This is a genomic window from Fusobacterium ulcerans (assembly GCF_003019675.1).
Taxonomy (GTDB): domain Bacteria; phylum Fusobacteriota; class Fusobacteriia; order Fusobacteriales; family Fusobacteriaceae; genus Fusobacterium_A; species Fusobacterium_A ulcerans.
On sequence record NZ_CP028105.1, the window covers coordinates 896,523 to 920,086 of the forward strand.

At 27.4% G+C, this 23,564-nt stretch carries 20 protein-coding genes and 2 riboswitches; of the genes, 2 read left to right on the forward strand and 18 right to left on the reverse strand.

Annotated elements, in window-relative coordinates:
* Window positions 1-62: 62 nt before the first annotated feature.
* Entirely contained in the window at window positions 63-1,334 is a 1,272-nt protein-coding gene (gene brnQ, locus C4N20_RS04055; RefSeq protein WP_005980616.1) for a branched-chain amino acid transport system II carrier protein, read from the reverse strand.
* Between the two features lie 293 nt (window positions 1,335-1,627).
* Between brnQ and C4N20_RS04060 the strand changes: the two genes are divergently transcribed.
* Both C4N20_RS04060 and C4N20_RS04065 read left to right on the forward strand, forming a co-directional pair.
* On the forward strand, window positions 1,628-1,987 hold the full coding sequence (locus C4N20_RS04060; protein WP_005980614.1) for an arsenate reductase family protein: 360 nt from the start codon (window positions 1,628-1,630) through the stop codon (window positions 1,985-1,987).
* Window positions 1,988-2,010: 23 nt separating this feature from the next.
* Window positions 2,011-3,594 carry a bifunctional metallophosphatase/5'-nucleotidase gene (locus C4N20_RS04065; protein ID WP_005980612.1) on the forward strand — a complete coding sequence of 528 codons (1,584 nt, stop codon included), beginning with the start codon at window positions 2,011-2,013 and terminating at the stop codon, window positions 3,592-3,594.
* A 49-nt stretch (window positions 3,595-3,643) separates the two neighbouring features.
* Here C4N20_RS04065 and C4N20_RS04070 read toward each other — a convergent pair whose 3' ends face one another.
* The 17 genes from C4N20_RS04070 to C4N20_RS04155 all read right to left on the reverse strand — a co-directional run bounded on the left by C4N20_RS04070 (window position 3,644) and on the right by C4N20_RS04155 (window position 22,916).
* A complete protein-coding gene (locus C4N20_RS04070) occupies window positions 3,644-3,925 on the reverse strand; it encodes an HU family DNA-binding protein (protein ID WP_005980610.1) in 282 nt (93 codons plus the stop codon).
* Window positions 3,915-4,226 carry an HU family DNA-binding protein gene (locus C4N20_RS04075; protein ID WP_005980608.1) on the reverse strand — a complete coding sequence of 104 codons (312 nt, stop codon included), beginning with the start codon at window positions 4,224-4,226 and terminating at the stop codon, window positions 3,915-3,917. Before C4N20_RS04075 ends, C4N20_RS04070 begins: the two co-directional genes overlap by 11 nt.
* Before the next feature lie 24 nt (window positions 4,227-4,250).
* Window positions 4,251-5,600 carry a Gfo/Idh/MocA family oxidoreductase gene (locus tag C4N20_RS04080; RefSeq protein WP_005980606.1) on the reverse strand — a complete coding sequence of 450 codons (1,350 nt, stop codon included), beginning with the start codon at window positions 5,598-5,600 and terminating at the stop codon, window positions 4,251-4,253.
* Between the two features lies 1 nt (window position 5,601).
* On the reverse strand, window positions 5,602-7,059 hold the full coding sequence (locus C4N20_RS04085; protein ID WP_005980604.1) for a flippase: 1,458 nt from the start codon (window positions 7,057-7,059) through the stop codon (window positions 5,602-5,604).
* On the reverse strand, window positions 7,056-8,204 hold the full coding sequence (locus C4N20_RS04090) for a CDP-glycerol glycerophosphotransferase family protein (RefSeq protein ID WP_005980602.1): 1,149 nt from the start codon (window positions 8,202-8,204) through the stop codon (window positions 7,056-7,058). The genes C4N20_RS04085 and C4N20_RS04090 overlap by 4 nt, the downstream gene beginning before the upstream one ends.
* Window positions 8,205-9,274: 1,070 nt before the next feature.
* Window positions 9,275-10,969 (reverse strand): glycosyltransferase, encoded by a 1,695-nt coding sequence (locus tag C4N20_RS04100; RefSeq protein WP_005980599.1) that lies wholly within the window; start codon window positions 10,967-10,969, stop codon window positions 9,275-9,277.
* A 3-nt stretch (window positions 10,970-10,972) separates the two neighbouring features.
* Window positions 10,973-11,623 (reverse strand): D-sedoheptulose-7-phosphate isomerase, encoded by a 651-nt coding sequence (locus C4N20_RS04105; protein WP_005980597.1) that lies wholly within the window; start codon window positions 11,621-11,623, stop codon window positions 10,973-10,975.
* Between the two features lie 13 nt (window positions 11,624-11,636).
* Window positions 11,637-12,668 carry a GHMP family kinase ATP-binding protein gene (locus C4N20_RS04110; protein ID WP_005980596.1) on the reverse strand — a complete coding sequence of 344 codons (1,032 nt, stop codon included), beginning with the start codon at window positions 12,666-12,668 and terminating at the stop codon, window positions 11,637-11,639.
* On the reverse strand, window positions 12,652-13,824 hold the full coding sequence (locus C4N20_RS04115) for a glycosyltransferase family 4 protein (RefSeq protein WP_005980594.1): 1,173 nt from the start codon (window positions 13,822-13,824) through the stop codon (window positions 12,652-12,654). Before C4N20_RS04115 ends, C4N20_RS04110 begins: the two co-directional genes overlap by 17 nt.
* A 2-nt stretch (window positions 13,825-13,826) precedes the next feature.
* Entirely contained in the window at window positions 13,827-14,657 is an 831-nt protein-coding gene (locus C4N20_RS04120; protein WP_005980593.1) for a glycosyltransferase, read from the reverse strand.
* On the reverse strand, window positions 14,657-16,018 hold the full coding sequence (locus C4N20_RS04125; protein WP_005980591.1) for a sugar transferase: 1,362 nt from the start codon (window positions 16,016-16,018) through the stop codon (window positions 14,657-14,659). The genes C4N20_RS04120 and C4N20_RS04125 overlap by 1 nt, the downstream gene beginning before the upstream one ends.
* A 905-nt stretch (window positions 16,019-16,923) precedes the next feature.
* Window positions 16,924-18,090, reverse strand: a complete 1,167-nt coding sequence (locus tag C4N20_RS04130) for a pyridoxal phosphate-dependent aminotransferase (protein ID WP_005980589.1) — start codon at window positions 18,088-18,090, stop codon at window positions 16,924-16,926.
* A gap of 9 nt (window positions 18,091-18,099) precedes the next feature.
* Entirely contained in the window at window positions 18,100-18,804 is a 705-nt protein-coding gene (gene dapD, locus C4N20_RS04135) for a 2,3,4,5-tetrahydropyridine-2,6-dicarboxylate N-acetyltransferase (RefSeq protein ID WP_005980587.1), read from the reverse strand.
* Window positions 18,805-18,898: 94 nt separating this feature from the next.
* Window positions 18,899-19,600 (reverse strand): 4-hydroxy-tetrahydrodipicolinate reductase, encoded by a 702-nt coding sequence (gene dapB, locus C4N20_RS04140; protein ID WP_005980585.1) that lies wholly within the window; start codon window positions 19,598-19,600, stop codon window positions 18,899-18,901.
* Window positions 19,591-20,478 carry a 4-hydroxy-tetrahydrodipicolinate synthase gene (dapA, locus tag C4N20_RS04145; protein ID WP_005980582.1) on the reverse strand — a complete coding sequence of 296 codons (888 nt, stop codon included), beginning with the start codon at window positions 20,476-20,478 and terminating at the stop codon, window positions 19,591-19,593. Before dapA ends, dapB begins: the two co-directional genes overlap by 10 nt.
* Before the next feature lie 242 nt (window positions 20,479-20,720).
* Window positions 20,721-21,701, reverse strand: coding sequence for an aspartate-semialdehyde dehydrogenase (locus C4N20_RS04150; protein WP_005980580.1), 981 nt, complete (start codon window positions 21,699-21,701; stop codon window positions 20,721-20,723).
* A gap of 9 nt (window positions 21,702-21,710) precedes the next feature.
* Entirely contained in the window at window positions 21,711-22,916 is a 1,206-nt protein-coding gene (locus tag C4N20_RS04155) for an aspartate kinase (protein ID WP_005980577.1), read from the reverse strand.
* Window positions 22,917-23,042: 126 nt separating this feature from the next.
* A riboswitch (Lysine riboswitch) is annotated at window positions 23,043-23,219 on the reverse strand.
* Window positions 23,220-23,347: 128 nt separating this feature from the next.
* Window positions 23,348-23,524, forward strand: a riboswitch (Lysine riboswitch).
* Window positions 23,525-23,564: the final 40 nt, after the last annotated feature.

Below are 23,564 nucleotides of genomic sequence, written 5' to 3' on the forward strand. Positions count from 1 at the left end.
TGCTTTAAGGCATACTTATTTATTTTTAGTTATTAAATTGTAACATTTTTTATAAAAAAATATCAATGTTTTTTGAAAAAACTAAATATTACTCCACCTAATATTCCTGGAAGTACCCAAGACAGACCAAAACTTTCTAAAGGAAGTTTTGAATAAATAGTATTAAATAATTCAATATTTATTCCCATAGCCTGCATAGCTTCATAAGCACTTACTATTCCAGTTCCCACAACAGTTCCTACATACACATTATCATTCTTTATCATATTTTTCATAAAGTTTAAGAATATAAGAGCAATAGATATTGGATAAATAAATACCAATACAGGTACTGCCAGCTTAACTATAACATCTACTCCAAAGCTTGCAAAAATAAAACTGATTATTACTGTTATTATTGCTAACTTTTCATATGCTATTTTCAGAAGTCCGCTGAAATAATCTGCTACTGTTGCAGTAAGTCCAATAGCTGTAGTCAGACAAGCTCCTGCTACACATATTCCAAGTACGACTTTTCCTATTTTTCCTAAAAGAAGAGTCACTACAGTAGAAAGAAGTTCTGTACTTCCAATTCCCTGTGCTAATACTCCTGTTGCTGTTCCACCAATATATACCAACCCTCCATATACTATTGTAAGTCCCCCAATAGCTATGAAACTTGCTTTTATCAGAAATGAAAACTCTGCTTTAGCACCTAGATTTCTTCCTTTTCTTATTGATTTTAATATAATTTCTGAAAATACTATTGCTGCAAGAGTATCCATTGTCTGATATCCATTAAGAAATCCATATTTAAATGGTGTTGATGTTCCCATTACTTTTGGATCCCCCAGTGGAGAAAATACTCCTTTGAATATTATTATTGCCAATACTACTAAAAGTATTGGAGTAAGAATTGCTCCTACTCTATCTACAACCTTACTTGACTTTAATGAAAACATAATAGTTATTGCAAAGAATACTGTTAAAAATCCAAATTTATACATTTGAAAATTCTCTATATTTTGAGGAACCATCATTTCAAAAGCTGTAGCTCCTGTTCTAGGTAAAGCTAAAAGAGGTCCAATAGATAAAATAAGTGCTATATTGAAAACCTTACTAAACAAAGGAGAAACCCTTGTAGCAAAACTATCAAGATCTTTTCCTGCCACTGCTGCTGCTATTATTGCTAAAAGTGGAAATCCAGCTCCTGTCAATATAAATCCTATAGCTGAAACTATCCAATTATCTCCATTAGTAAATCCTACAACTGGTGGAAATATTAGATTCCCTGCTCCAAACAGCATTGCAAATAAGGCAAATCCTGTCAATATAACATCCTTCTTTTTATACATTTCTTCCTCCTAAAAATTATATATCTTTACTTCAATATATCAAGCCTTTAAATTCCTATCTTCAAGTTTAAATTTTAGACTTAATGGTTAATAAGTGTACTAACAAAAATTATATCAACATTTTTATTCTATGTCAATATAATAATATTAACAGACTATTTTTTTAGTATAAAATTCATATATAATTTTTACTATTTTCTCTTCATTTCTTTAGAGAATATCTGTATATAAATATTAAAATTTGTTGTATAATAGTCGTAGTAAATAAAAACAAATTTTTAAGGAGGATATTTATGTCAGTACTATTTATTAATTACCCTAAATGCAGCACTTGTATCAATGCTAGAAAATGGCTTGAAGAAAATAATATTAAATTTACAAGCAGACATATTGTAGAGGATAATCCAAAAGAAGATGAATTAAAAAAATATATAAAACTAAGTGGACTTCCTGTAAAAAAATTCTTTAATACAAGTGGTATGCTTTACAGAGAAATGAACCTAAAAGAAAAAACTGCTTCAGCTACTGATGATGAAATGATAAAAATACTAGCTACTAATGGTATGCTTGTAAAAAGACCTTTAGTTGTAACTGAGGATGGAGTTTTGATTGGTTTCAAAGCTGATCAATGGAAAGAGTTTTTTAATAAATAATAATAAATTTTGGGGAGTGAAATATGAATATAAAAAAGTTAGCAATTTCCTTTATTGCTGGTACTTTTCTCTTAGCTGGATGCAGCAGCCTTCAATCTAATCCAGATGGGAAATATGAACTTGTTGTCATTCATCTGAATGATGTACATGGAAGAGCTGAAGAGGGAAATTATAATGGAATGGGGTATCCTAAAGTTGCCTCTATAATCAATGAGTACAGAAAAGTTTTAGGACAGGAAAATGTTCTTTATCTTGATGCTGGAGATAATACTCATGGAACTACCTTTGCAACACTTGAAAAAGGTGAATCTATGATAAAACTCTCAAACGAAATGAAACTTAATGCCATGACTCTGGGAAATCATGACTTTAATTATGGAATGGAACAATTGTATAAATTAGAAAATTTGGCAGATTTTAAATTCCTTACATCTAATGTATTGAATAAAAATGGAAAACCTATTGGTGAAAAATATATAATAAAGAAAATTCGTGGTGTAAAAGTTGGAATATTTGGTCTGATTACTCCTGAAACTATGTATAAAGCTAATCCTCAAATTGTTAAAGATTTGACTTTCAGTGGCCCAATAGACACTGCTAAGAAAATAACTGAAGAACTTAAAGGAAAAGGTGTTCAATTTATTATTGCTGTCACTCATCTGGGAGATGATCCTGCTACAAAACATGAATGGCAGAGTATAGGTCTGGCGGAAGCTGTCCCTGCTATAAACCTCATTGTTGATGGACATAGTCATACAGCTTTAAAAGATAAAACTGTAGTCAATGGTGTAACTATAGTACAGACAGGTGAATATGATAAAAATCTTGGCATTGTAAAAATAGATTTTGATGAACTTGCGTATGGAGAAAAGGCTATTTATCCTGTTCTTTTATCTAAAGCTGAAGTAGAGAACGGAAAAGATTTATCTGTAAAAATGGAGTTAAACGAAAAATTTGTAGCTAAAGATGATGCAAAAATAGCTTCACTAATATATGATATAAAAGAGAGACAGGAGAAAATAATATCAGAAGTAATTGGAAAGACACCTGTATTATTAGAAGCAAGCAGAGAACTGGTAAGAACAAGTGAAACTAATCTTGGGAACCTTGTTGCTGATGCTATCCTTGAGAAAAGCGAAGCTGACATAGCTATAACAAGTGGGGGAAGTATAAGAAGCTCTATTGGTGCAGGAGATATAACAGTTGGAAATATCATAAGTGTTCTTCCTTTTGGAAACTATGTTATAGTAAAAGAACTCACTGGAAAACAGGTATGGGATATGTTTGAGAATGGATTCAGTAAATATCCTGAAACTGATGGAAGATTCCCTCAATTCTCTGGAGCTGTAGTTACTTTCAATCCTAAAAAACCAGCTGGTAAGAGAGTAGAGAAAATAACACTGAAAGATGGAACTTCTCTTGATTTAAATAAGACATATAAAGTAGCCAGTGATGACTATATTGCTGTAGGTGGAGATGAATATAATATGTTTATTAATGCCAAAACAATTGCTAATTATCCTGCTCTTTCTGAAATAGTTATAGAAAATATAAAGAAAAATGGTGTAACTAATCTCACAACTGATAATAGATTAATAAGAAAATAGTATTTTCAATTAGAAAATCCCTCTGTAATAATATACAGAAGGGATTTTTTTAGTTTATTTCTAATATTTTTGATTGTACAAATTTTATTGTTTTTTTAGGAACTATTTCTCTTACTTCTTTTGAGGTTGGACTGCCTATTCTTCTCTTTTTTCTTTTTAAAAGTGAAAATATTCCTCTATTTCTAAATTTTACCTCTTCATCCATAGCTATTACTTCTGCTATAAGATTAAATATCTCTTCTATTTCCTCTCTTGCCTCTTCATATTCTACTATTTCATCCTGTTCTTTTCTCAATTTCTTGTAATATGATACAAATTCTCTAGTGTTCATATTCTTCCTCCATTAGAGTATTGAGCTCATTTACTTTATCTATCATTTTCATTCTGGGTCTAAATTTAATAACTTTCTTTTCTTCTGTCACCATCATTTCTCTTGTTGCTAAATTTAATATCTTTCTGGGTTTTACTTCCCTTTTCTCAAATATTCCCCAGTCTTTTATTATTACTTTTTCTTCTTCTTCTAAAACATCAAAAAGAGCTTTCCAGAAAGAATCTAATCTTTCTTTTGCCTCTCTTATGCTTTTTAGATTCCTTCTTTCTTTGTATAAGGTTAAAAACTCTTTTTCTGTCATTTTTCTCTCCTCATCAAAAAAATACTACTCTTTATTTTTAAAATTTTTTCTTAAAAATTTATTTATTATTTCATTTATTATTTTAATTTCAGAAATTTTTAGTTTATATGTTTCTTGTCTATTTTGATTTATCATAGTTAAAAACTCTGCTATTTCATACCTTAAGCCTTCTCCTTGAAAAGAATAAAAATATTTTCTATTCTTACTAAAATTTTCAAATCTTAATTCAAAATATTCTGTTTTCCACCAAGGAGAAGGAGCATATATATATCCTTTTGTTCCTGAAATAATTAACTCTCCTTCTGATTTCACTCCTAATCCAACTTTTGCTACTGGAGTTACTCCATTTTGATATCTTAACAAAATTTTAGTATATAAATCTATTTTTTTCTCTTTATCAATATAGGAATAAAATTTTACATTTTCTGGCTTACCTAATAGCTTTACTATTGCTAAAAGTGGATAGGAGGCTAGCTCTGTCACACTTCCTCCAGATTCTTTACAGCTAAGTTCTCTTATCTCCCCTTCTACTAATTTCGTAAAACAAGCTTCCACATCCTTAATTTCTCCTATTATTCCTGATTTAGCAATACTTATCAATTTTTCAAATCCTGGACAAAATGCTGTTTTTATTGCTTCCAATAATACTAATTTATATTCTTTAGTTATCTCATATAATTCATTAGTTTCTTTTGATGATAATGTGATTGGTTTTTCACAAAGAACATGCTTTTTATTTTCTAAAGATCTTTTTATGTAATAATAATGAGTATTATGAGGAGTCGCTATATATACTGCATCTACTTTTTCTATAAATTCTTCAAAGTTATTTGTATAAAATTCTAATTCAAATTTTTCTGCAAATTTTTTTGAATTCTCTATATTTCTGCTCATTACACCTTCTACATTAACTCCACTAACATATTTAGATTCTGTTACAAATCTCCTTGCTATTCTTCCAGCTCCTATAATTCCAATTTTTAGAATTTTATTTTTATCTTCTCTAATTTGAGTACTGGATATTCCCTTTGTTCTTTCTAAATAAACTACTTCACAAAATTCCTTCAAATAATCAAATTTACCTTTCCAATCTGACCCTATAATAAAAGTATCTATATTATATTTTTGAATATCTTCAACCTTTTGTCCTTCATATTCTTCAATTATTATTTCATCAACATAACCAGTTTTTTTTATATTTTCTATTCTATTAATTATTGAATCATTAACATTTAATTTCCCTCTAGTTTTATCATAAGAATCTGTTGTTACCCCTACTATTAAATAATCTCCATATTCTTTTGCTCTTTTTAATAAGTTAATATGTCCCTGATGTAATAAATCAAAAGTTCCATATGTTATTACTTTTTTCATTTTAATTTCTCCTAGTTAATAATATCTTTATTTTCTTTACTCCTAAACTAATAAAATATTCTCTAAACATTAGTAAAACACTCATATATATAACTCCAAAAACTACTAAAATAAATAAAAATTCAAGGTATATGTCTAAAATTTTACTAAAGTATTTTAAAAAAATGCATATAATAAAAGATAATAATGATGTTATTATATATATACTCCTTTCTTTAGTAAACATGTTATATTCTTTAAAGATCTTTTTTACTTTATAAAATCTAAATATACATACTAAAAATTCTGTTATTAGAGTTGCTGTTCCTGCTCCTAATATTCCATATTTTGGTATCAATAAAAAATTTAATAAAAAATTACTGCCTAATCCTATTAATGAAACTTTAAAAACTATACTTTCTTTATCATATGGAATTAAAATTTGACCAGCACTAAATCCACTTATTGGAATAAATATTATTATTGGTAACATTATTTGCATTGGTAATATTGATTCTAAATATTTTTTCCCTGAAAAAATTAAAACTATATTGTTTGATAAAATAAACAATACACATACCGTAGGTATTGAAATAAAAAATATAAAATTTAAATATAAATCCATGTCTTTTATCAAAGATTCTTTTTCTTTATTTTTTATTTTCTCTATCATCCTAGGAGCAAGAACAAGTCCTAATGAAGTAATCAATGGAATAATTATTTTAGTCATTTTTACTGCTACATTATAATATCCTACTTCTTTATCCCCCTTCATTATTCCTATCATAGTTGAATCTATATTTAGATAAATATTAGTAGATATTACATAGAAAAAAATTACTATCAATGGTTTAATATGTTTTTTTAAAGTTAAATTTTTTATATCAAATAGTAAATATTTTCTTACTGAAATAAAATCTATTATTTTAGCAATTATTTCAGGTAAAGCCATAATCAAAGCAAACTTTAAATAATCTTCTGGTTTTTTAACTAATGAAAATAAAAATATCATTGATATAATTCTTACTATTAATAATCTTATTGTTCTTCTTTTATGATTTTCTATAGTTATAAAAAAATAATCCAATGTTGAAAAAGAAAATATAATAGACATTCCCAGAATTAAAAATAAAACATACTCTTTTTTCAATTTATCAAAATATATTATTGTTATAAAAAAAATAATACTACTTATAAAACTTGAAATAATTGAAATTATTATTATTTCTGTAAAATTTTTTTTGAATTGATTTTCTCCATTAACTTTGCTTCTCGATAATTCTCTAATTCCATATATGGGTATTCCTAAATTAGCAATAGTTACAAAATATGAAATTATAGATAATGCAAAAGTATATTTTCCATAATAGACTGGTGTTAAAATCCTTGATGAATATGGAAAAAATAATACTGGAAATAATATTGAAGTAAAAACAATTCCTACATTATATACATAATTTTCTAAAAGTTTTGATTTCATTTCTTATCCAATCTTAAATATTTAATTATTCTTTCACAAGATTTATTATCTTTATATTTATTATATTTATTTGTAAATTCTCTATTGTTCATATCAATATTTTCATAATTTTCTAAAAATCCTATAAATTTTTCATAAGTATCAATTACTGGATATGGAGAAATATTTATAAAGTCTTCGAATAATAACCCTCTTGTATTTTTATATTCTTCATAATCATGAATAGCAAAAAATATTGGTTTATTCAAAATTTCATAATCAATCCAAACAGATGAATAATCTGTAATCAATGCATCTGTTGTTCCTAGTAAAGGATATAAGTGTTCATCTATATTTTCTAAATCCTCATTTTTTAGAATAATAATATTAGTAAATTCTTTAAATTTTTCTTCTTGTAAGATATCAAATGGATGTAGTTTTAATATTAATAGAAACTGTTTTTTTTCTAATAATTTATTCAAATTACTTAATTTACTAAAAGGTAATATTGAAATATAGTTTTCCACATACTTACCATCTTTAGCCCAACTACTCTCAGAATCAACTATAGATTTTCTAAATGTAGGCATCCACATTAATATTTTTTTAAACTTTTCTTTCTTTAAGTTAATTTTACAAAAAAAATCTGTCTCCTCATAAAGCAAATCATTTCTTGGTTGTCCTGTTATTATAACTTTATTTATATCAATATTAAATGCTTTTGCCATAAAACATTGAAATAATTCAGATGTAGCAATTATCATATCATATTTTGTTTCAATCGTTTTATTGGTACGTTTATCTAGATTTCCTATTGGTTTTAGAGGCATTCCATGCCATAAATTTATTATTTTTCTATTCTTATTTGAAGAAAAATTAGAATATAATCCATGAGTTGTAAAAATATATTTTGATCTTAAAAAATAATATATTCCTGCCAAGCTTATTTTAGGATAAATTTTTGTTCTACTATTTTCTCTCTTATTTGAATTTATACTTTTATTTTCAGTTATCCAGATATATTTATAAGCTGGAAGTTTTTCTTTCAAGTACTTATAGATAGCAAAACTATTATCTGTTAATTCTATAAAACTATTAAAGATAATAATATTACTCTTTGGAATAAATTTATCTAATAAAATCATAAATTTCTTAATAATTTTCATTTTTAACTCCTATTCTTTTTCAGTGAAAATATAATCAGGTATTATAAAATAAATTATATTAAAGTAATAAAATAATGCTGTGCTTTCCATAAAACCAAAAATTAATACTATCGAAAAGATCTTAACTGCTTTATAATCTTTATTTCTAAATAGTATTTTCATTACATAAAAAATTAAAATATTTAATGAGATAAAACCTATTATTCCATTTTCAAATAATGTTCTTAAATAAACATTGTCTAAAGGATATATTTTATAACATTCTATAATTTCCTTATTTCCAAAAATCGTTATTTGAGATTTAGTTAAATAATTGTAAAATAAAATAAGTCTTCCACTAAAAAGTTTATTCAAAAACGTATTTCTAAAATAATATGGAAGAAAAAATGTAAAAAATATAATTATTCCTCCCTCTAATAAAAATATTCTTTTTAATTTTTCTATATATTTTTCATCTACTAAAATAAGAAAAATAAATAATAATATCAATAAAAATGTTGTTCTTGAATAAGTATAATTAAATACTATTTTTCCAATAAGAAAAATAAATATAGAAATTAAAATCTTTACTTTATCATAATATAAATAATATAATAAGAAAAATATTGGTAATAGTAATGACATAGCTGTATTAGGATGAACAAATCCTAAAGTATATCTAAAGACTTTAAAATCTTCAAAGTACCTTATTGCTGATTTGAGATTATTTGTTTCTAAATATCCAAGTTTGTTCAATAGTAATGTCAACAAATAGAAAAATACTGATAAAAATAATAAAAATTTTAATCTTTTATTATTTTTTATAAACTTAGAAATAATTATTATATAAAAAGAAATATAAAATTTGGGTAAAATCAATATAAAGATAATTAAAAAAATTATTATTTTTAAATCTTTTTTCTTAATTTTTTCATCTATAAAAAAAGGTATTAAAGAAAAAAATAATAAAATTACTATGCTAATTAGTTTTATCATTCTATATTCTTCCCATAAATAAATACTAAACATATAAAAATTAAAGAATATTATTAGCAATAAAAAACCACAATTTATTTCATTTAATTTTTTTTTTACCATCTCTTTTTCCTCTTTATATTACTAACAATTTTATTTAAAAATTTTATAAGAAATTTTTTTGGAAAGAGCTTAATAATATTAAATAAAATTATTTTTTTCCATTCTTCATCTTTCAATACTTCATCATACCTGTTGAATATAAAATTATTTTTTTTTATCTCTTTCAAATATTCTTTTAAATATTTATCAAAATTAGAATTTTTATAAAATTTTTCTCCTAGCAACATTCCTATTAGCCTTAAATTTTTCTTTCTGGAAACTAGATTTCTAATCTTCTCTTCATTATTTTTTGTATAAAAGTTTTCCAAATTTTTAAAACAATTAATTGTATCTGTTAAATGTTTTAATTTTATATTATTAAATGAACCATTATTTTTTCCTATTATATAATGGTAAAAAGCTTTATTTATTTTTCCTATTTTTTCAGCAAAATATCCTAATCTTCCCACTACTTCAACATCTTCTAATAAAAAAATTTCTTCATTATAAATAATTTTATTTTTAAAGTACAATTCTCTCTTTATTAATTTATTTACAGTGTATCCTAAAAAATTTTGTGTATAAAATTTTTTTAAATAAGTTATATTACTTATTACATCATTTTCATTAATATTTAAATCTTTTCTATATTCAGTTTTATTTTTATTTAAATAATCAATTTTTATATCTGAAATAGTTATGTCTAGATTATCCTTTTCTGCTCTTTCATATATTGCTTTAAAGTACCCCTGTTCTATCCAATCATCACTATCTATATTTAAGCAATATTTCCCTCTAGCTATTTTTAAAGCAGCATTTCTAGCACTACTTGAGCCTCCATTTTTTTTATTTACTATAACTATTCTTTCATCTTCTTTTTGAAGACTTTCTAATATTTCTAAACTCTTATCTTCAGAACCATCATTAACACATATTATTTCTATATTTTCAAAGTCTTGTTCTATTACACTTCTAATACACTTCTCTAAATGTTTTTCTCTATTATATATTGGTATTATTATACTAATTTCAGGACTTTTTTGTTTTTCTTTAAATAAAAAGTAATCTTCAGGTACTCCTATATCTATAAAGTATCCCTTACTTTCATACGAATACTTTTCTATTTTTTTATCTTCTAATACCTCTTTTTCAAATGAAAAATTTTCTTTCTCCACTCTATTCAATAAATCTTTTTTTATTAGATATATTCCTCCATTTATTTTTCCTTTAGCTTTCTTCTTTTTTTCTTCAAATTCTATTATTTTATTTCCTTTTATTATTAAAGAGCCATATCTATCAAAATTTTCCATTTCTTTTACTGTAACTGTTAAGATACTTTTATTTTCAGTGTGAAATTCTTTCATTCTTTTTAAATCAATATCAAAGAAAGTATCTCCATTAACTATAAAAACATCTTCTTCTTTAGCTAACTTTAAAGCTTTTTTTATAGCTCCTCCTGTTCCTAGAGGAGTTAATTCTTCTGAATATGTTATTTCAATACTTTCATATCTATTTTTAAAATATTCTTTTATTATTTTCTTTTTATAACCAACCGCTAAAATAATATGTCTTATTCCTTTTTCTCCTAAATCTTTTATTAAATATTCTAAGAAAGGCTTTCCATTTACTGGAGCCATCGGTTTAGGAACATCTGATACCACTTCTTTTAATCTTGTTCCAAAACCTCCAGCTAGTACTATAGCTTCCAATTTTTATTCCTCCCCAAACATTTCATTTTCTACTCCTAAACATAGAGTATGGTAAATCGGCAAATGATATTCTTGAATAATATATGTTTCCTCTTCTTCAACATTTATATTTATATCTGATATATCTTTTAATTTTCCACCAAACTTTCCTGTCAACGAAATTATTTTCATCCCTTTAATTTTAGATATTTGCGAAGCATAAATAACATTTTTTGAATTTCCTGATGTACTTATAGCTATTAATATATCTCCTTCATTCCCATAACCTAATACCTGTTGAGCAAAAACAAGTTCAGAATTATTATCATTGCTATAAGCTGTTATCAATGAAATTTCACTTACCAAAGCTATTGCAGGTAATGAGCTCTGTAAGTTATTTATAAAATATTCTGCTTCTTGTGGAAATGTATTTTTAATTTTATCTATATATTTATTTTCTAATTTTCTTGGAAGAACAAAGCTTTTCATGAGTTCTCCTACTATATGTAAAGAATCTGAAGCACTTCCACCGTTGCCACAAATTAGCAATTTCCCTTTATTTTTATAGCAATTTACTATCTCTAATATTGAATTCTCTATTTCTACCTTACAATTAGATAATTTAGGAAATCTTATAATTAAATTCTCTATTAATATATTTGTAGATTTTTTCAATTTTATACACCTCTTATTCATATAAAGTCCAAGCCTGTGCCCCTTTTTCTGAAAATTGTGCCAATATAACTTTCCCTTCTTTTCTTCTTAATTTTTCTATTAGAGCATATCTTTCTTTTGGATCACAAAGTATCATCATAAAACCCCCTCCACCTGCTCCTGATACTTTAGCTGCTTTTCCACCATTATTCATTATAAAATCATAAGTTTCATTTATAAAATTATTAGAAATTGCATTTGACATTTTCTTTTTAGATATCCATCCATTTTTTAGACACTCAGCAAACCTTTTGAAGTCACCTCTTAAAATTGCATTTTTCATCTCAATGGCTGATTCCTTTAATTCATGCATTCCTTCTAAACTTTTTTCAGACTTTTCTTTTACATTTTTGATTTGCTCATCAATTATTTTTGCAGATTCTCTTGAAGTTCCTGTATAATATAGAATAAGTGAACTTTCTATCTCATTTTTTATCCATTTTTTCAATCTTAATGGATTTACTATCACTCTATTTTCTGAATAAAATTCCATAAAGTTAAATCCACCAAATGTAGCAGAAAATTGGTCTTGTTTCCCTCCACTTAAATTCAAATCTATTCTTTCTATCTCATATGCCAAATTAGCTATATCATATTCCCCTAATGGTAAATTTAACCATTCCATATATGCTTTTATTATAGCTACTACCATTGTTGAAGAAGAGCCTAAACCTGAACCTGCTGGAGCATCTGAATAAGTTGTCATTTTAAAAGATAATGGTTTCCCATCATTGTACCTTTTAACGATTTTATTATAGACTCCTTTATGAAGCAAAAGATTATTATCTATTTCTAAATAATCCTTACTCTCTCCTTCAAATATTTCATGTCTATCAGTTGAATTAAAAATTATCCTATTATCAGCAGTAGGCTCAATAGTACAATAGGCATACATATCTACTGTAACATTAAGCACAACTCCTCCATATTCATCACAATATGGAGATACATCTGTTCCTCCTCCAGCAAGTCCTAATCTTAAAGGTGCTTTAGATCGTATTATCATTTGTATTTCCTTTCACTTCTAGTTCTTCAAATAATTTTTTAAATTTTTTTATTGAAGAATTATAGCTATATTTTTCTATAAAAATTTCATTTGTATATTTATTTATTTTAGGCATTCCATTATTTTTCCAATATTTTATATAATTATTTATTTTTTCTATAAATTCTTTTGAAGAATTACAAATACCGCCAACTTTGTCATAATCCATTTCATAACCTTGAAAGGATTCTATAGTTCCAAAGATAGTTTTTCCATAAGATAGCGCTTCTCCAGTTTTTACTTTCATCCCTCCTCCAGCAAAAATAGGAGCTATTACTGCATCAGCATCTAAATAGTAATTATCTAAATTTTCAACTGTTCCAATAACTTTTACTTTTTTATTTAATTTTTCAAATTTTTCTTTATATTTTTCCATTCCCTTGCCTACAATATATAAATCTGCTTCTACTCCTTCTAAAACATTTTTTATAAAAAATTCTACTCCATTTAAATTAGGTTTTAAACTTGCTGTTCCCACAAAAAGTAAATTAAATTCTACTGAATTAAATAATTTCTTTAATTCTTTTTCTATTTTAGGTATAGGTAAAGTTACTTCTATCTCTGCATTAGATTTATACCCATACTCTTTTTCTAATAATTTTGTATCTCTGCTATTAAGAGTTATAATCTTATCTGAATTTTTAAAAGATTTATTTTCATTTATTTTTGCATTAAAGATTTCTTTTTTAGCTTTTAATATTCTAAAAAAGCTTTTTAAATTAAATTTATCTTTTTTATATTCAATAAGTATAGAAGAGAAAAAGCAATAATTAATATCATGGCAAAATATTATTATTTTCTTTTCAGGAAATTTTTTTTTAATTTTTTCTGCTAAATAACCAAATCCACTATTATCTAAAAAAATAATATTATAATTTTCTATTTCTATTTTCTTAATTATTTTATTTTCTATAATTAATGAACTGGATTCTAATCTATTAAAAAAAGTTATACTCACAATTCTTGAAAAAATATTTTTAGATATAACATCATAGATATCAACTTTTTCTTTTCCAAAAATAGTTACTATATTTTCTAAATTTCTTTTAGATCCTAAATAACCTCCACTTTTATTATCTTTTTTTAATCTATTCGTTATAAATAAAATTTCTTTCATTTTCACCTCTTTTTTAACTCTTTTCTTAGAAAGTTTTTATAAATTATTTTTCTTAGCCTATTTCCACAAATTCTTACCCCTGATCTAATTACAATATTTGTTAGATAATAATAAGTATTCATATATCCTTCTTTATAAAACTTTGTTAAAGCTTTTATTTCATTTTTGATATATGAAATCCCTCCTCTTCTGTCATAAACATCCAAATTACTCCTTATGTAAAGTAAATTTTCTTGAATATTATATCCTTTGCCTAACTTCAACATTCTTAAAAATAAATCATAATCTTCAAACCAAAAACAATCATGATAATTTCCTACTTTTATTACATAACTTTTTTTAAAACCTATTCCTGCATGTATAAATGGACATCTTCTTTTTGAAAATTTTAAAATTTCTTCATTCTTTTCAGGTAAAATTCTTTCTGAGATAATATCATTTTTATCTTTATCAAAATCATATCCATTAGTTCCAACTAAGATTAAATCTTTTTTTTCAGTAAAAATTTTTACTTGTTCAAATATTTTCTTAGGATGCATAATATCATCTGTATCCATTCTTATTATTATTTCATTTGAACAATTTAGTACTCCTTCTCTTAATGCTAGTCCTAATCCTTTATTTTTTTCTAAAGGAACTGTTTTCATGTTTATCTTATTTTTATACTCTTTTATTACTTGTTCTAATTCCTCTGTTAAAGGCCCATCTTTTACCAAAACTATTTCATCTGGCAAATAAGTTTGCTCCAATATACTATTCAAACTTTTTCTAAAATACTCAGCTTTTTCTTTAGAGTATATTGACATCAAAACTGATACTTTTGTTTTCTCCATCAATATGCCCCCTTTTTCCCAACAACATTCTTTATTGTTTTCACTGTTATTATTATGTCCAGCCACAATGACCAGTTTCTTATATAGTAAAGATCCAGCGCTATTCTTTCATCATAGTTCTCAACATCTGACCTTCCATTTGCCTGCCACATTCCTGTTATTCCTGGTTTTACTCCAAATATCTTTTTGCTATTTTCTTCCCCATAATATAAATCTACTTCTTTTTGTACTACTGGTCTTGGACCTACAAATGACATTTCTCCTCTTATTACATTTATAAATTGTGGAAACTCATCTAATGATGTCTTTCTTAAAAACTTTCCTACCTCTGTTATTCTTGGATCATCTTTTAACTTAAAGTTCTTATAGAACTCCTCTTTTAGTTTTTTATCTTTAGATAGCATCTCTTCCAATCTTTTCTCTGCATCAGCATACATAGTCCTAAACTTATACATCTTAAAAGTCTTTAGATATTGCCCTATCCTTGTATGGAAAAATATTGCTTTTCCACCATCCTTTTTTATCTTTGGAGCATATATTAAATAGAGCATTCCTAAAACTATGCACCCTACTGTTCCTGTCGCTATATCAAAGCTTCTTTTTAAAAACTTATTAGTTCTTCTATTCATTCCATTGTATGAAGATACAAGCATTATTCCATCATAGTCTTCTATAGTTGCGTTAAAAGTATATGTTCCATTTAACTCTGGTGTAAATTTTATCTTATTTACTTTTCCATCCAATCTATTTATTATCTCTGACATCTGTTTATTATCTGCTAGCGGGAGAGCTATTATTACTTCATTTATTTTATTTTCTTCTATTACTCTCTCAATATCACAGCAGTTCCCCAGTATCTTTTCTTCTTCTACTTTTATACTTTGATTAACTCCCTCTAAAGAATTAGCTGATATATATCCCAGTAAGTTGTACATTGTAAAATTATTTTCTTTTATTACATGAGTTAATTCTCTAGCTGTATTTCCTACTCCTATAATAAGAAGCCTTTTTTCCAATGATTTTCTAAATATATTTCTTATAATTTTTATTATAATTAAGTTAAAGAAAGTAAATGTTATTCCCACTATCAGATGAACTGGTATATACTTGCTTCCCCAGAATGCTGCATCATTTATCAGCATTATTATGAGATATTCTGTATGAACAAAAAGTTGTTTTTTCAGTTCTTCCCATATAAGTATAGTTTTAAAGGAATACATATTCTTAGTAAGATTTAATGCAAGATAGATAAAGAAAGTGTTGTACATAATTCTATCTGGAACTTTAAATATTTTATTTATTAAAAAATAGAATATGAATTGTAATACTATCATTAAAATCTTTGAACTCTGTCTTTTCACTTTCCCCTTGCTCCTTGACTTTTATTTTAAGATGTTTTTTTTTATATTTTTATCCGAATTATTTATTTTATATTTTAAATTTATCTATTTTATATATTTTGTAATATTTTTTATTCAAAATATACATTTAATAGTTTTATTTATAAAAATTAGATTTTTACTTATATTTATTAATCCTTATCTCTTTTATTTCTAATATTTTCTAAATTTTGATTTCTATATTTTTTCCAGCTTTCAAAATTAAATATCAATTTTCAATTTTTGTAAAAATTATTATTTTCAACTAATTTAAAAAAGTTCGCATTATTACAAAAAGGCGTCCTGTAGAAATTTTTTTCAAAAAATTTATTCGTGAAACTTTTTAGAATTATAGATTGGTATAGTGAAATAATACTACTAAAATAGAATATTGTCAATACTAAAAAAACCTATAATTTGACATTTTTAAGAAATCTTAGAACGATTTTATTGAGTTTTGGAAGAGAAAAAGTTCTCATTATTGTAATAATGCGAACATTTACACCTCATAACTTCCCATTTTTTAAGAAGTCATTTTTTTACCTCTCTCTTTTAGACATCTTTCCTTTTCTCTTCTCTTGTGTAATTTTTTTCTTTTTCTACATGTCAATTATTAATTTTTTATATATTGCATCATACTTTATTTGTTTTTCTATATTTCAATTTCTTATTTTTTCTATATCCAGCTCCCATTTATTTAGTCATATTTAAAAATTATTAAATAGTGTCATTTTCTCTATATTTTCTCTTACAATTTTCTTTTTATTTTTATCAATTTTTCTTAGTTTAATATTATAATTAATTTTTTTATACTCTCTTTCAAAAATATATATTATATTTCATCAAAATATATACTTTAAAAATTTTACAAATAAAAAAAGACCAGCTTATATTTCAAAACTGATCTCACTATTATTTCTATTTTCCTCTACATATTTTCTTATTCTTTTCACAGCCTTCTCTAATTTAGGTATATCCACTGTAAGTGATATTCTAAAATATTTTTCTGTCCCAAAAGATATCCCAGGAACTACTGCCACCTGCACCTTTTTCAGCATATCCATTGCAAAGTCAAAAGAATTTAACTCTGAAACTGCTGAATACTCTGCAAATATGTAGAAAGCTCCTTTAGGTTCAACTACATTAAATCCCAGCTCTGTCAGAGCATTTTTCATATACAGAGCTCTTTCTTTATAGATATTCATAAGCTCACTTCTATCTTCAAACTTTTCCAATGCAACTTCTCCTGCTACAATAGACAGAGCCATTGGAGAGCTTAAAGTATACAATGTAGTATTTAAAAAATTTCTTCTATATTCAAGTGGAAAAATAGTATACCCTATTCTCCATCCTGTCATTGAATGAGATTTTGAAAATCCATTTATTACAATGAGCTTATCTTTTATTCTGTCAAAAGAGCTGAAAGAATGAAAATTATAAAATGCAAGCTCACTATATATCTCATCAGCTATGAGAAAAATATCTCTCTTCTCTACAAAATCTACCACTATATTCATCTCTTCAAGAGTCAGCACATTTCCAGTGGGGTTACATGGGTTGCTCAAAAGGATAGCTTTTGCTTTATCAGAATAATTTTCTTCCAACAGTTCTGCTGTTATTTTAAAATCTGTTTTTGTTATATCCATAAAAATAGTTTTGGCATAGCACAGATTTATCATTGGGGGGTATCCCGGATAAAAAGGTGCTGGTATCATTACTTCCTCTTCTGGATTCAATATTGTCCTCAAACATGAAGACAAAGCTTCTGATGCTCCTACATTTATTATCACATTATCAGGTATATAGCTGGAACCATATTTTCTATTATAGTAATCAGCTACTAACAGTCTGATTTTTTCTCCACCCCCAGTAGGAGGATATCGCAGCTGATGTTCTGTTCCATACTGCAATGCCTCTGTTATCAGTTCTTTTGGGGAAGGAATATCTGGCTCTCCTATTGTCAGATCTACTGCATCTGAATATTTCCTTGATTCCTCATTGAGAGCTCTGATAAGGGAATATTGAAGTTTTGATACTTCTCTGCTTATCTCCATTTTTCCCTCCTATTTTCTCAAATCATCTACTAGCTGTGTCTTTCCTAATGTTTTTTCATCTACATTTTTTATTATTCTAGCTGGGTTTCCTGTAACCACTGCTCCAGCAGGCACATCTTCAAGAACTACTGCCCCTGCTCCTACCACTGCTCCTGTTCCTATTCTTACTCCTTCTATAATTACAGCATTAGCTCCCACAAGGACTCCATCTTCTACTACTACTGGCTTAGCTGAAGGTGGCTCTACTACTCCTGCAAGAACTGCCCCTGCTCCTATGTGGCAGTTTTTTCCAACTGTAGCTCTTCCACCAAGGACTGCTCCCATGTCTATCATAGTATTATCTCCAATGACAGCTCCTATATTTATTACTGCTCCCATCATGATAACAGCATTATTTCCTATAGTTACTTTATCTCTTATTACTGCTCCTGGTTCTATTCTTGCATTTATATTTCTATAGTCTAAAGTTGGCACTCCTGAATTTCTTCTGTCATTTTCAATATAGTAATCTGTTATGTCAGATGCATATACTTCTAAAATTCTATTTATTTCATCTGATTCTCCAATCAAAATATATGAGCCGTTTCCTCTAAAAACTTGTGCTGTAGTTTCTAAATTCTCTATATTTCCATTTATATATGCTTTTACTGGCGTCCTTTTTTGTGAATTTTTTATAAAGGCTATTATCTCTTCTGCTGTATTTAAATTTGTCATTTTTCCTCCTTAGATATGTAAATATGAGCTAGTTTTTATATTTACTTTTCTCTTAAAATTATTTTTTCTTTAGGTACTATGTATTAGTTTTTTTCTAATTTCTAAAAATATCTTTCATAGTATATAGCCCAGCTTCTTTTCCAACAAGAAATCTAGCTGCTTTTAAAGCTCCCATAGCAAATATCTTTTTAGACATTGCTGTATGTCTTATCTCTATAATTTCATCTTCTCCACAGAAAAGAACTGAATGTTCTCCAACAATAGTTCCCCCTCTCAATGAATGAATTCCTATCTCATTTTTCTCTCTTTTACTATTCCCTTCTCTTCCATATTGTTCTATCATCTCTTCAGGACAACTTCTCTCTATAGTTTCAACTAAAGTTTTAGCTGTACCACTTGGAGAGTCTACTTTTTTATTATGATGTTTTTCTATTACTTCTATATCATAATTTCCATAGAGTACTGGAACTATTCTTTCGAGAATATCATTTAAAAGATTTACTCCTAAAGACATATTTGAAGATAGAAATATAGGTATTTCCTTGGCAGTCTCTTCCACTTTTCTCAATGTTTCATCTGAATATCCAGTAGTAGCTACAATCAAAGGAATTTTTTTATTCTTTGAATAATCTAAAAGAGTGTCCAGCCTTGAATAATGAGAAAAATCTATTATTATATCTCCTGCTTCATCAGTAAGCTCATCTGTAAAACCTGTAACTTTTATATCTTCATAACCTTCTGCCATTTCCTTCAGCAGTCTTCCCATTGCTCCTGTTCCATGTATTATTATTTCCATCCTGTCACCTCATGAGCAGTTAAGATATCTGTTAATCTTGCTCTATTTGATTCATTCATTGCTCCTAGAGGAAGCCTGCAATTTCCTACTTCATATCCTAGAAAATTCATAGCTTCTTTTACTGGAACTGGATTTGTTTCAAGAAAGAGAGCATTTACAAGATCATTATATTTCAGCTGTAATTCTCTAGCTTTTTTTATATCTCCCTTTAGAAATGAAACTGTCATATCATGACTTATGTCAGGAATTATATTAGCTGATACAGAAATGACTCCCTTTCCTCCCAATGAAAGAACTGGTACCACCATATCATCATTTCCAGAATAAATATCAAGCTCTGGGACTTCTCTTGCTACCTCTGCAACATATGAGATATTCCCACTGGCTTCTTTCAATGCTGTGATATTTTCTATCTGTGCCAATCTTTTCAAAAGCGGTATAGAAAGATTTACCCCTGTTCTTGAAGGAACATTATACAGTATCACAGGAATTTTAACTCCTTCTGCTATTGCTTTGTAATGTTCATATATTCCATTTTCATTTCCCTTGTTATAGTAAGGAGTAACTACTAAAAGTCCATCTACTCCCAATTTCTCTACTCTTTTGCTGAATTCCACAGCATGTCTTGTATCATTTGATCCAGTTCCTGCTATTACAGGTATTCTGCTATTTATTATATCTACTGTAAATTCTATTACTGAAATTTTTTCTTCGTCACTGAGAGTGCTCCCTTCACCAGTAGTCCCAGTTACTATTATTGCATCTGTATGATTTATTACATGAAATTCAAGTATCTCTCTAAGTCTTGAGTAATTTACATCACCATTTTCATCAAAGGGAGTTATGAGGGCAACTCCCGATCCTGTAAACAATTCCATCTATTTCCTCCTAGGTTACATTCTTCTATAATATTGCTCTATTTTCTTCAACAATCACATTTTTCACTCTTCTTTTTTGATCATATTTCCTAATTATATATTTCTGTCTTCCTTTGTAATTAAATTTTTTAATCATATTTTTTCTTTTCTTCCTCACCCATATTTCTCAATTATATCTTTCTTCTTTAGCAATTAAATTTCTTAATTATATTTTCTCTCTTATTCTCCATTAAATTTCTCTATTACATCCCTCTAAAAAGTTCTGCAATTTGAACAGCGTTTGTAGCTGCTCCTTTTCTTATATTATCAGCAACTACCCACAAATTTATTCCTTTTTCTGTGCTGAAATCTCTTCTCACTCTTCCTACCAATACCTTATCCTGTCCAGTAGCATCAGAAGCCAATGGATACTCATTAGAATTTACATCATCTACAAGCACCATTCCAGCAAAATTTCCCAGAGCCTCTTTCAATTCTTCCAAATCAAAATCTCTTTCCAACTCTGCTGTAATAGAAACAGAATGTGAATTCATTACTGGAACTCTTACACAAGTAGCTGTTACAGGAAGGTCTGGTATTCCCAATATCTTTCTTGTTTCATCTATCATTTTTATCTCTTCTTTTGTGTACCCATTCTCCAAAAATTTATCTATGTGTGGAAGGCAGTTATTTACTATTGGGTGAGGATAAGTCTTTGGTTCCTCTCCCCTAAGTCCATTTTCTAAATCTTCTATTCCCTTATGACCGCTTCCAGATACAGCTTGATAAGTACTGTAAATAACTCTTTTTAAACCATATTTTTCTTCTAACACTTTTAGAGGAAGCATACACTGAATAGTCGAACAGTTAGGATTTGCTATTATCCCACTATTTTTAAAGGCTGTCTCAGGATTTACTTCTGGTACTACCAGAGGAACTCCACTTTCCATTCTCCAAGCAGATGAATTATCTATAACTAGCACCCCTTTTTCTGCTGCTATTGGAGCAAATTTCTTACTTATATCTCCCCCAGCTGAAAATAGTGCTATGTCTATATTTCTGTCAAAACTACTCTCTGTAAGTTCTTCCACTGTATATTCTTTACTTTTAAATATCACTTTATTTCCTGCACTTCTCTTTGATGCAAAAAGATAAAGTTCTGTTATATCAAAATCTCTTTCTTCCAATACTTTTAAAAATGTTCCCCCTACTAATCCAGTAGCCCCTACTATAGCTATTCTCATCATTTCCTCCTAAAGTCCAAATTCTACAGCAGCTGACTCTACCGCTCTATTTATTAAATTTCTGTCTACACTGCATGATATACTTATTTCAGAAGTAGTCACCTGATAAAATTCCACTCCAGCACTGCTCAATGCTGAGAAAAATCTTCCTGCTATTCCTGAATTATTTATCATTCCAATTCCCACAACTGATATCATTCCTAAATTATCCTGATACTCTATCTCAATTTCTGGGTATCTGTTTCTTATCTGCTCTACTACCTGATCCAACAGATATTTTTCTCCAAGAGTGCAGCTGAATGATATATCTGTCTTTCTATCTCTGCTTATATTTTGAGTGATCATATTTATATTCAGTCCGCAATTATTTATTGTAGAAAATATCTCTGCTATCTTCTCTGCTGAGTAATCTATATTTGAGATTGTTGTTACAATTATTTCATTTGCTATGCTAAGTCCAGTTACTAATTTTTCTTCTAAAGCACTATTTTTTTCCATGATATATGTTCCTCCTGTTTCACTTAAACTTCTTCCTACAAAAATTGGTATATTAAATTTTTTCCCTAATTCCACTGCTCTTGTTTCCATTACTCCTGCACCAAGGTGTGCCATCTCCATCATCTCCTCATATGAAATTTTATCCAGTAATTTTGCATCTCTATATCTTCTGGGATCTACACTGTATATCCCTTCCACATCTGTATATATTCTGCATTCACACCCTAGAGCAGCTGCCAGAGCCACAGCACTTGTGTCTGACCCTCCTCTCCCTAGAGTTGTTATATCTCCATCGTCATTAACTCCCTGAAAGCCAGTTACTATGACAATCTTCCCATCTTTCAGATGATTTTCTATTCTCTCTACATCTATACTTTTTATCTTACTCTTTGTATGAATCCCCATAGTTTTTACATTTGCCTGAGATCCAGTAAGTGATACTGCCTTTTCTCCTTCTGCATTCAATGCTATAGATAAAAGCGTCACTGTCTGCTGTTCTCCAGTTGATAGTAGAGAATCAAGTTCTCTCTGATCAGGATTTGAAGAAATTTCATTAGCCATCTTTATTAAAGCATCTGTTGTCTTTCCCATTGCTGAAGCAACAACAACGATTTCATCATACTTTTCCCTCTTCAGCTTACTGATATATCCAGAAATCGCTTTTATTTTTTCTATCGTTGCTACACTTGAACCACCATACTTTAATACTACTCTCATAAAAAAATCTCCTTTAAAAAATATTTTGTAATAAAAAAAACCAGCAGATTGCAGTCCGCTGGTCGATATTCATCACAAAAAAATTAAAATAAGGCTACTATTAAAATTTTCCATTAGAAAAAAGACTCAACAGAAAGCACAACATTGGTTCCCCAATGACAGTTATACAGATGTTATCTGCATTCCAAAAATCAATTTGTCAGCCTCACAAAATCGAAATTTCGGCAATCTCCCCTTTCACTGTGTTTCATAGCTGGCTAGCTCCACATAGTTACTCTTGTTGATTGCTCCTCAATCTGTTTATTTATTTAAGTGAGATTTTACAACACAATTTAAAAATTTAATAATTCAAAAAATATATATAAAGAGTATAAAAAATATATTATTATTTTTTCCTAAATTGCTATATACTTCTTTAAATATAACTTAAATAATTTGATAGAGGTGCAGAGAACATCAGTAAAAATACTTAGTCTGGCAAACTGTGAGGTATTTTGAAAGGGAACTTTGCCGAAATGAAGGTATCAAGCCCTGATATTTTTGTTGGCAGTATGGAAAATATTTATACTGTTGTCATTGATTTTTATCAATGGAGTGCTGTCTGGAAATAGATTTTTTTTGATGCTTTTTGTTGTCAAAAATTTTTAT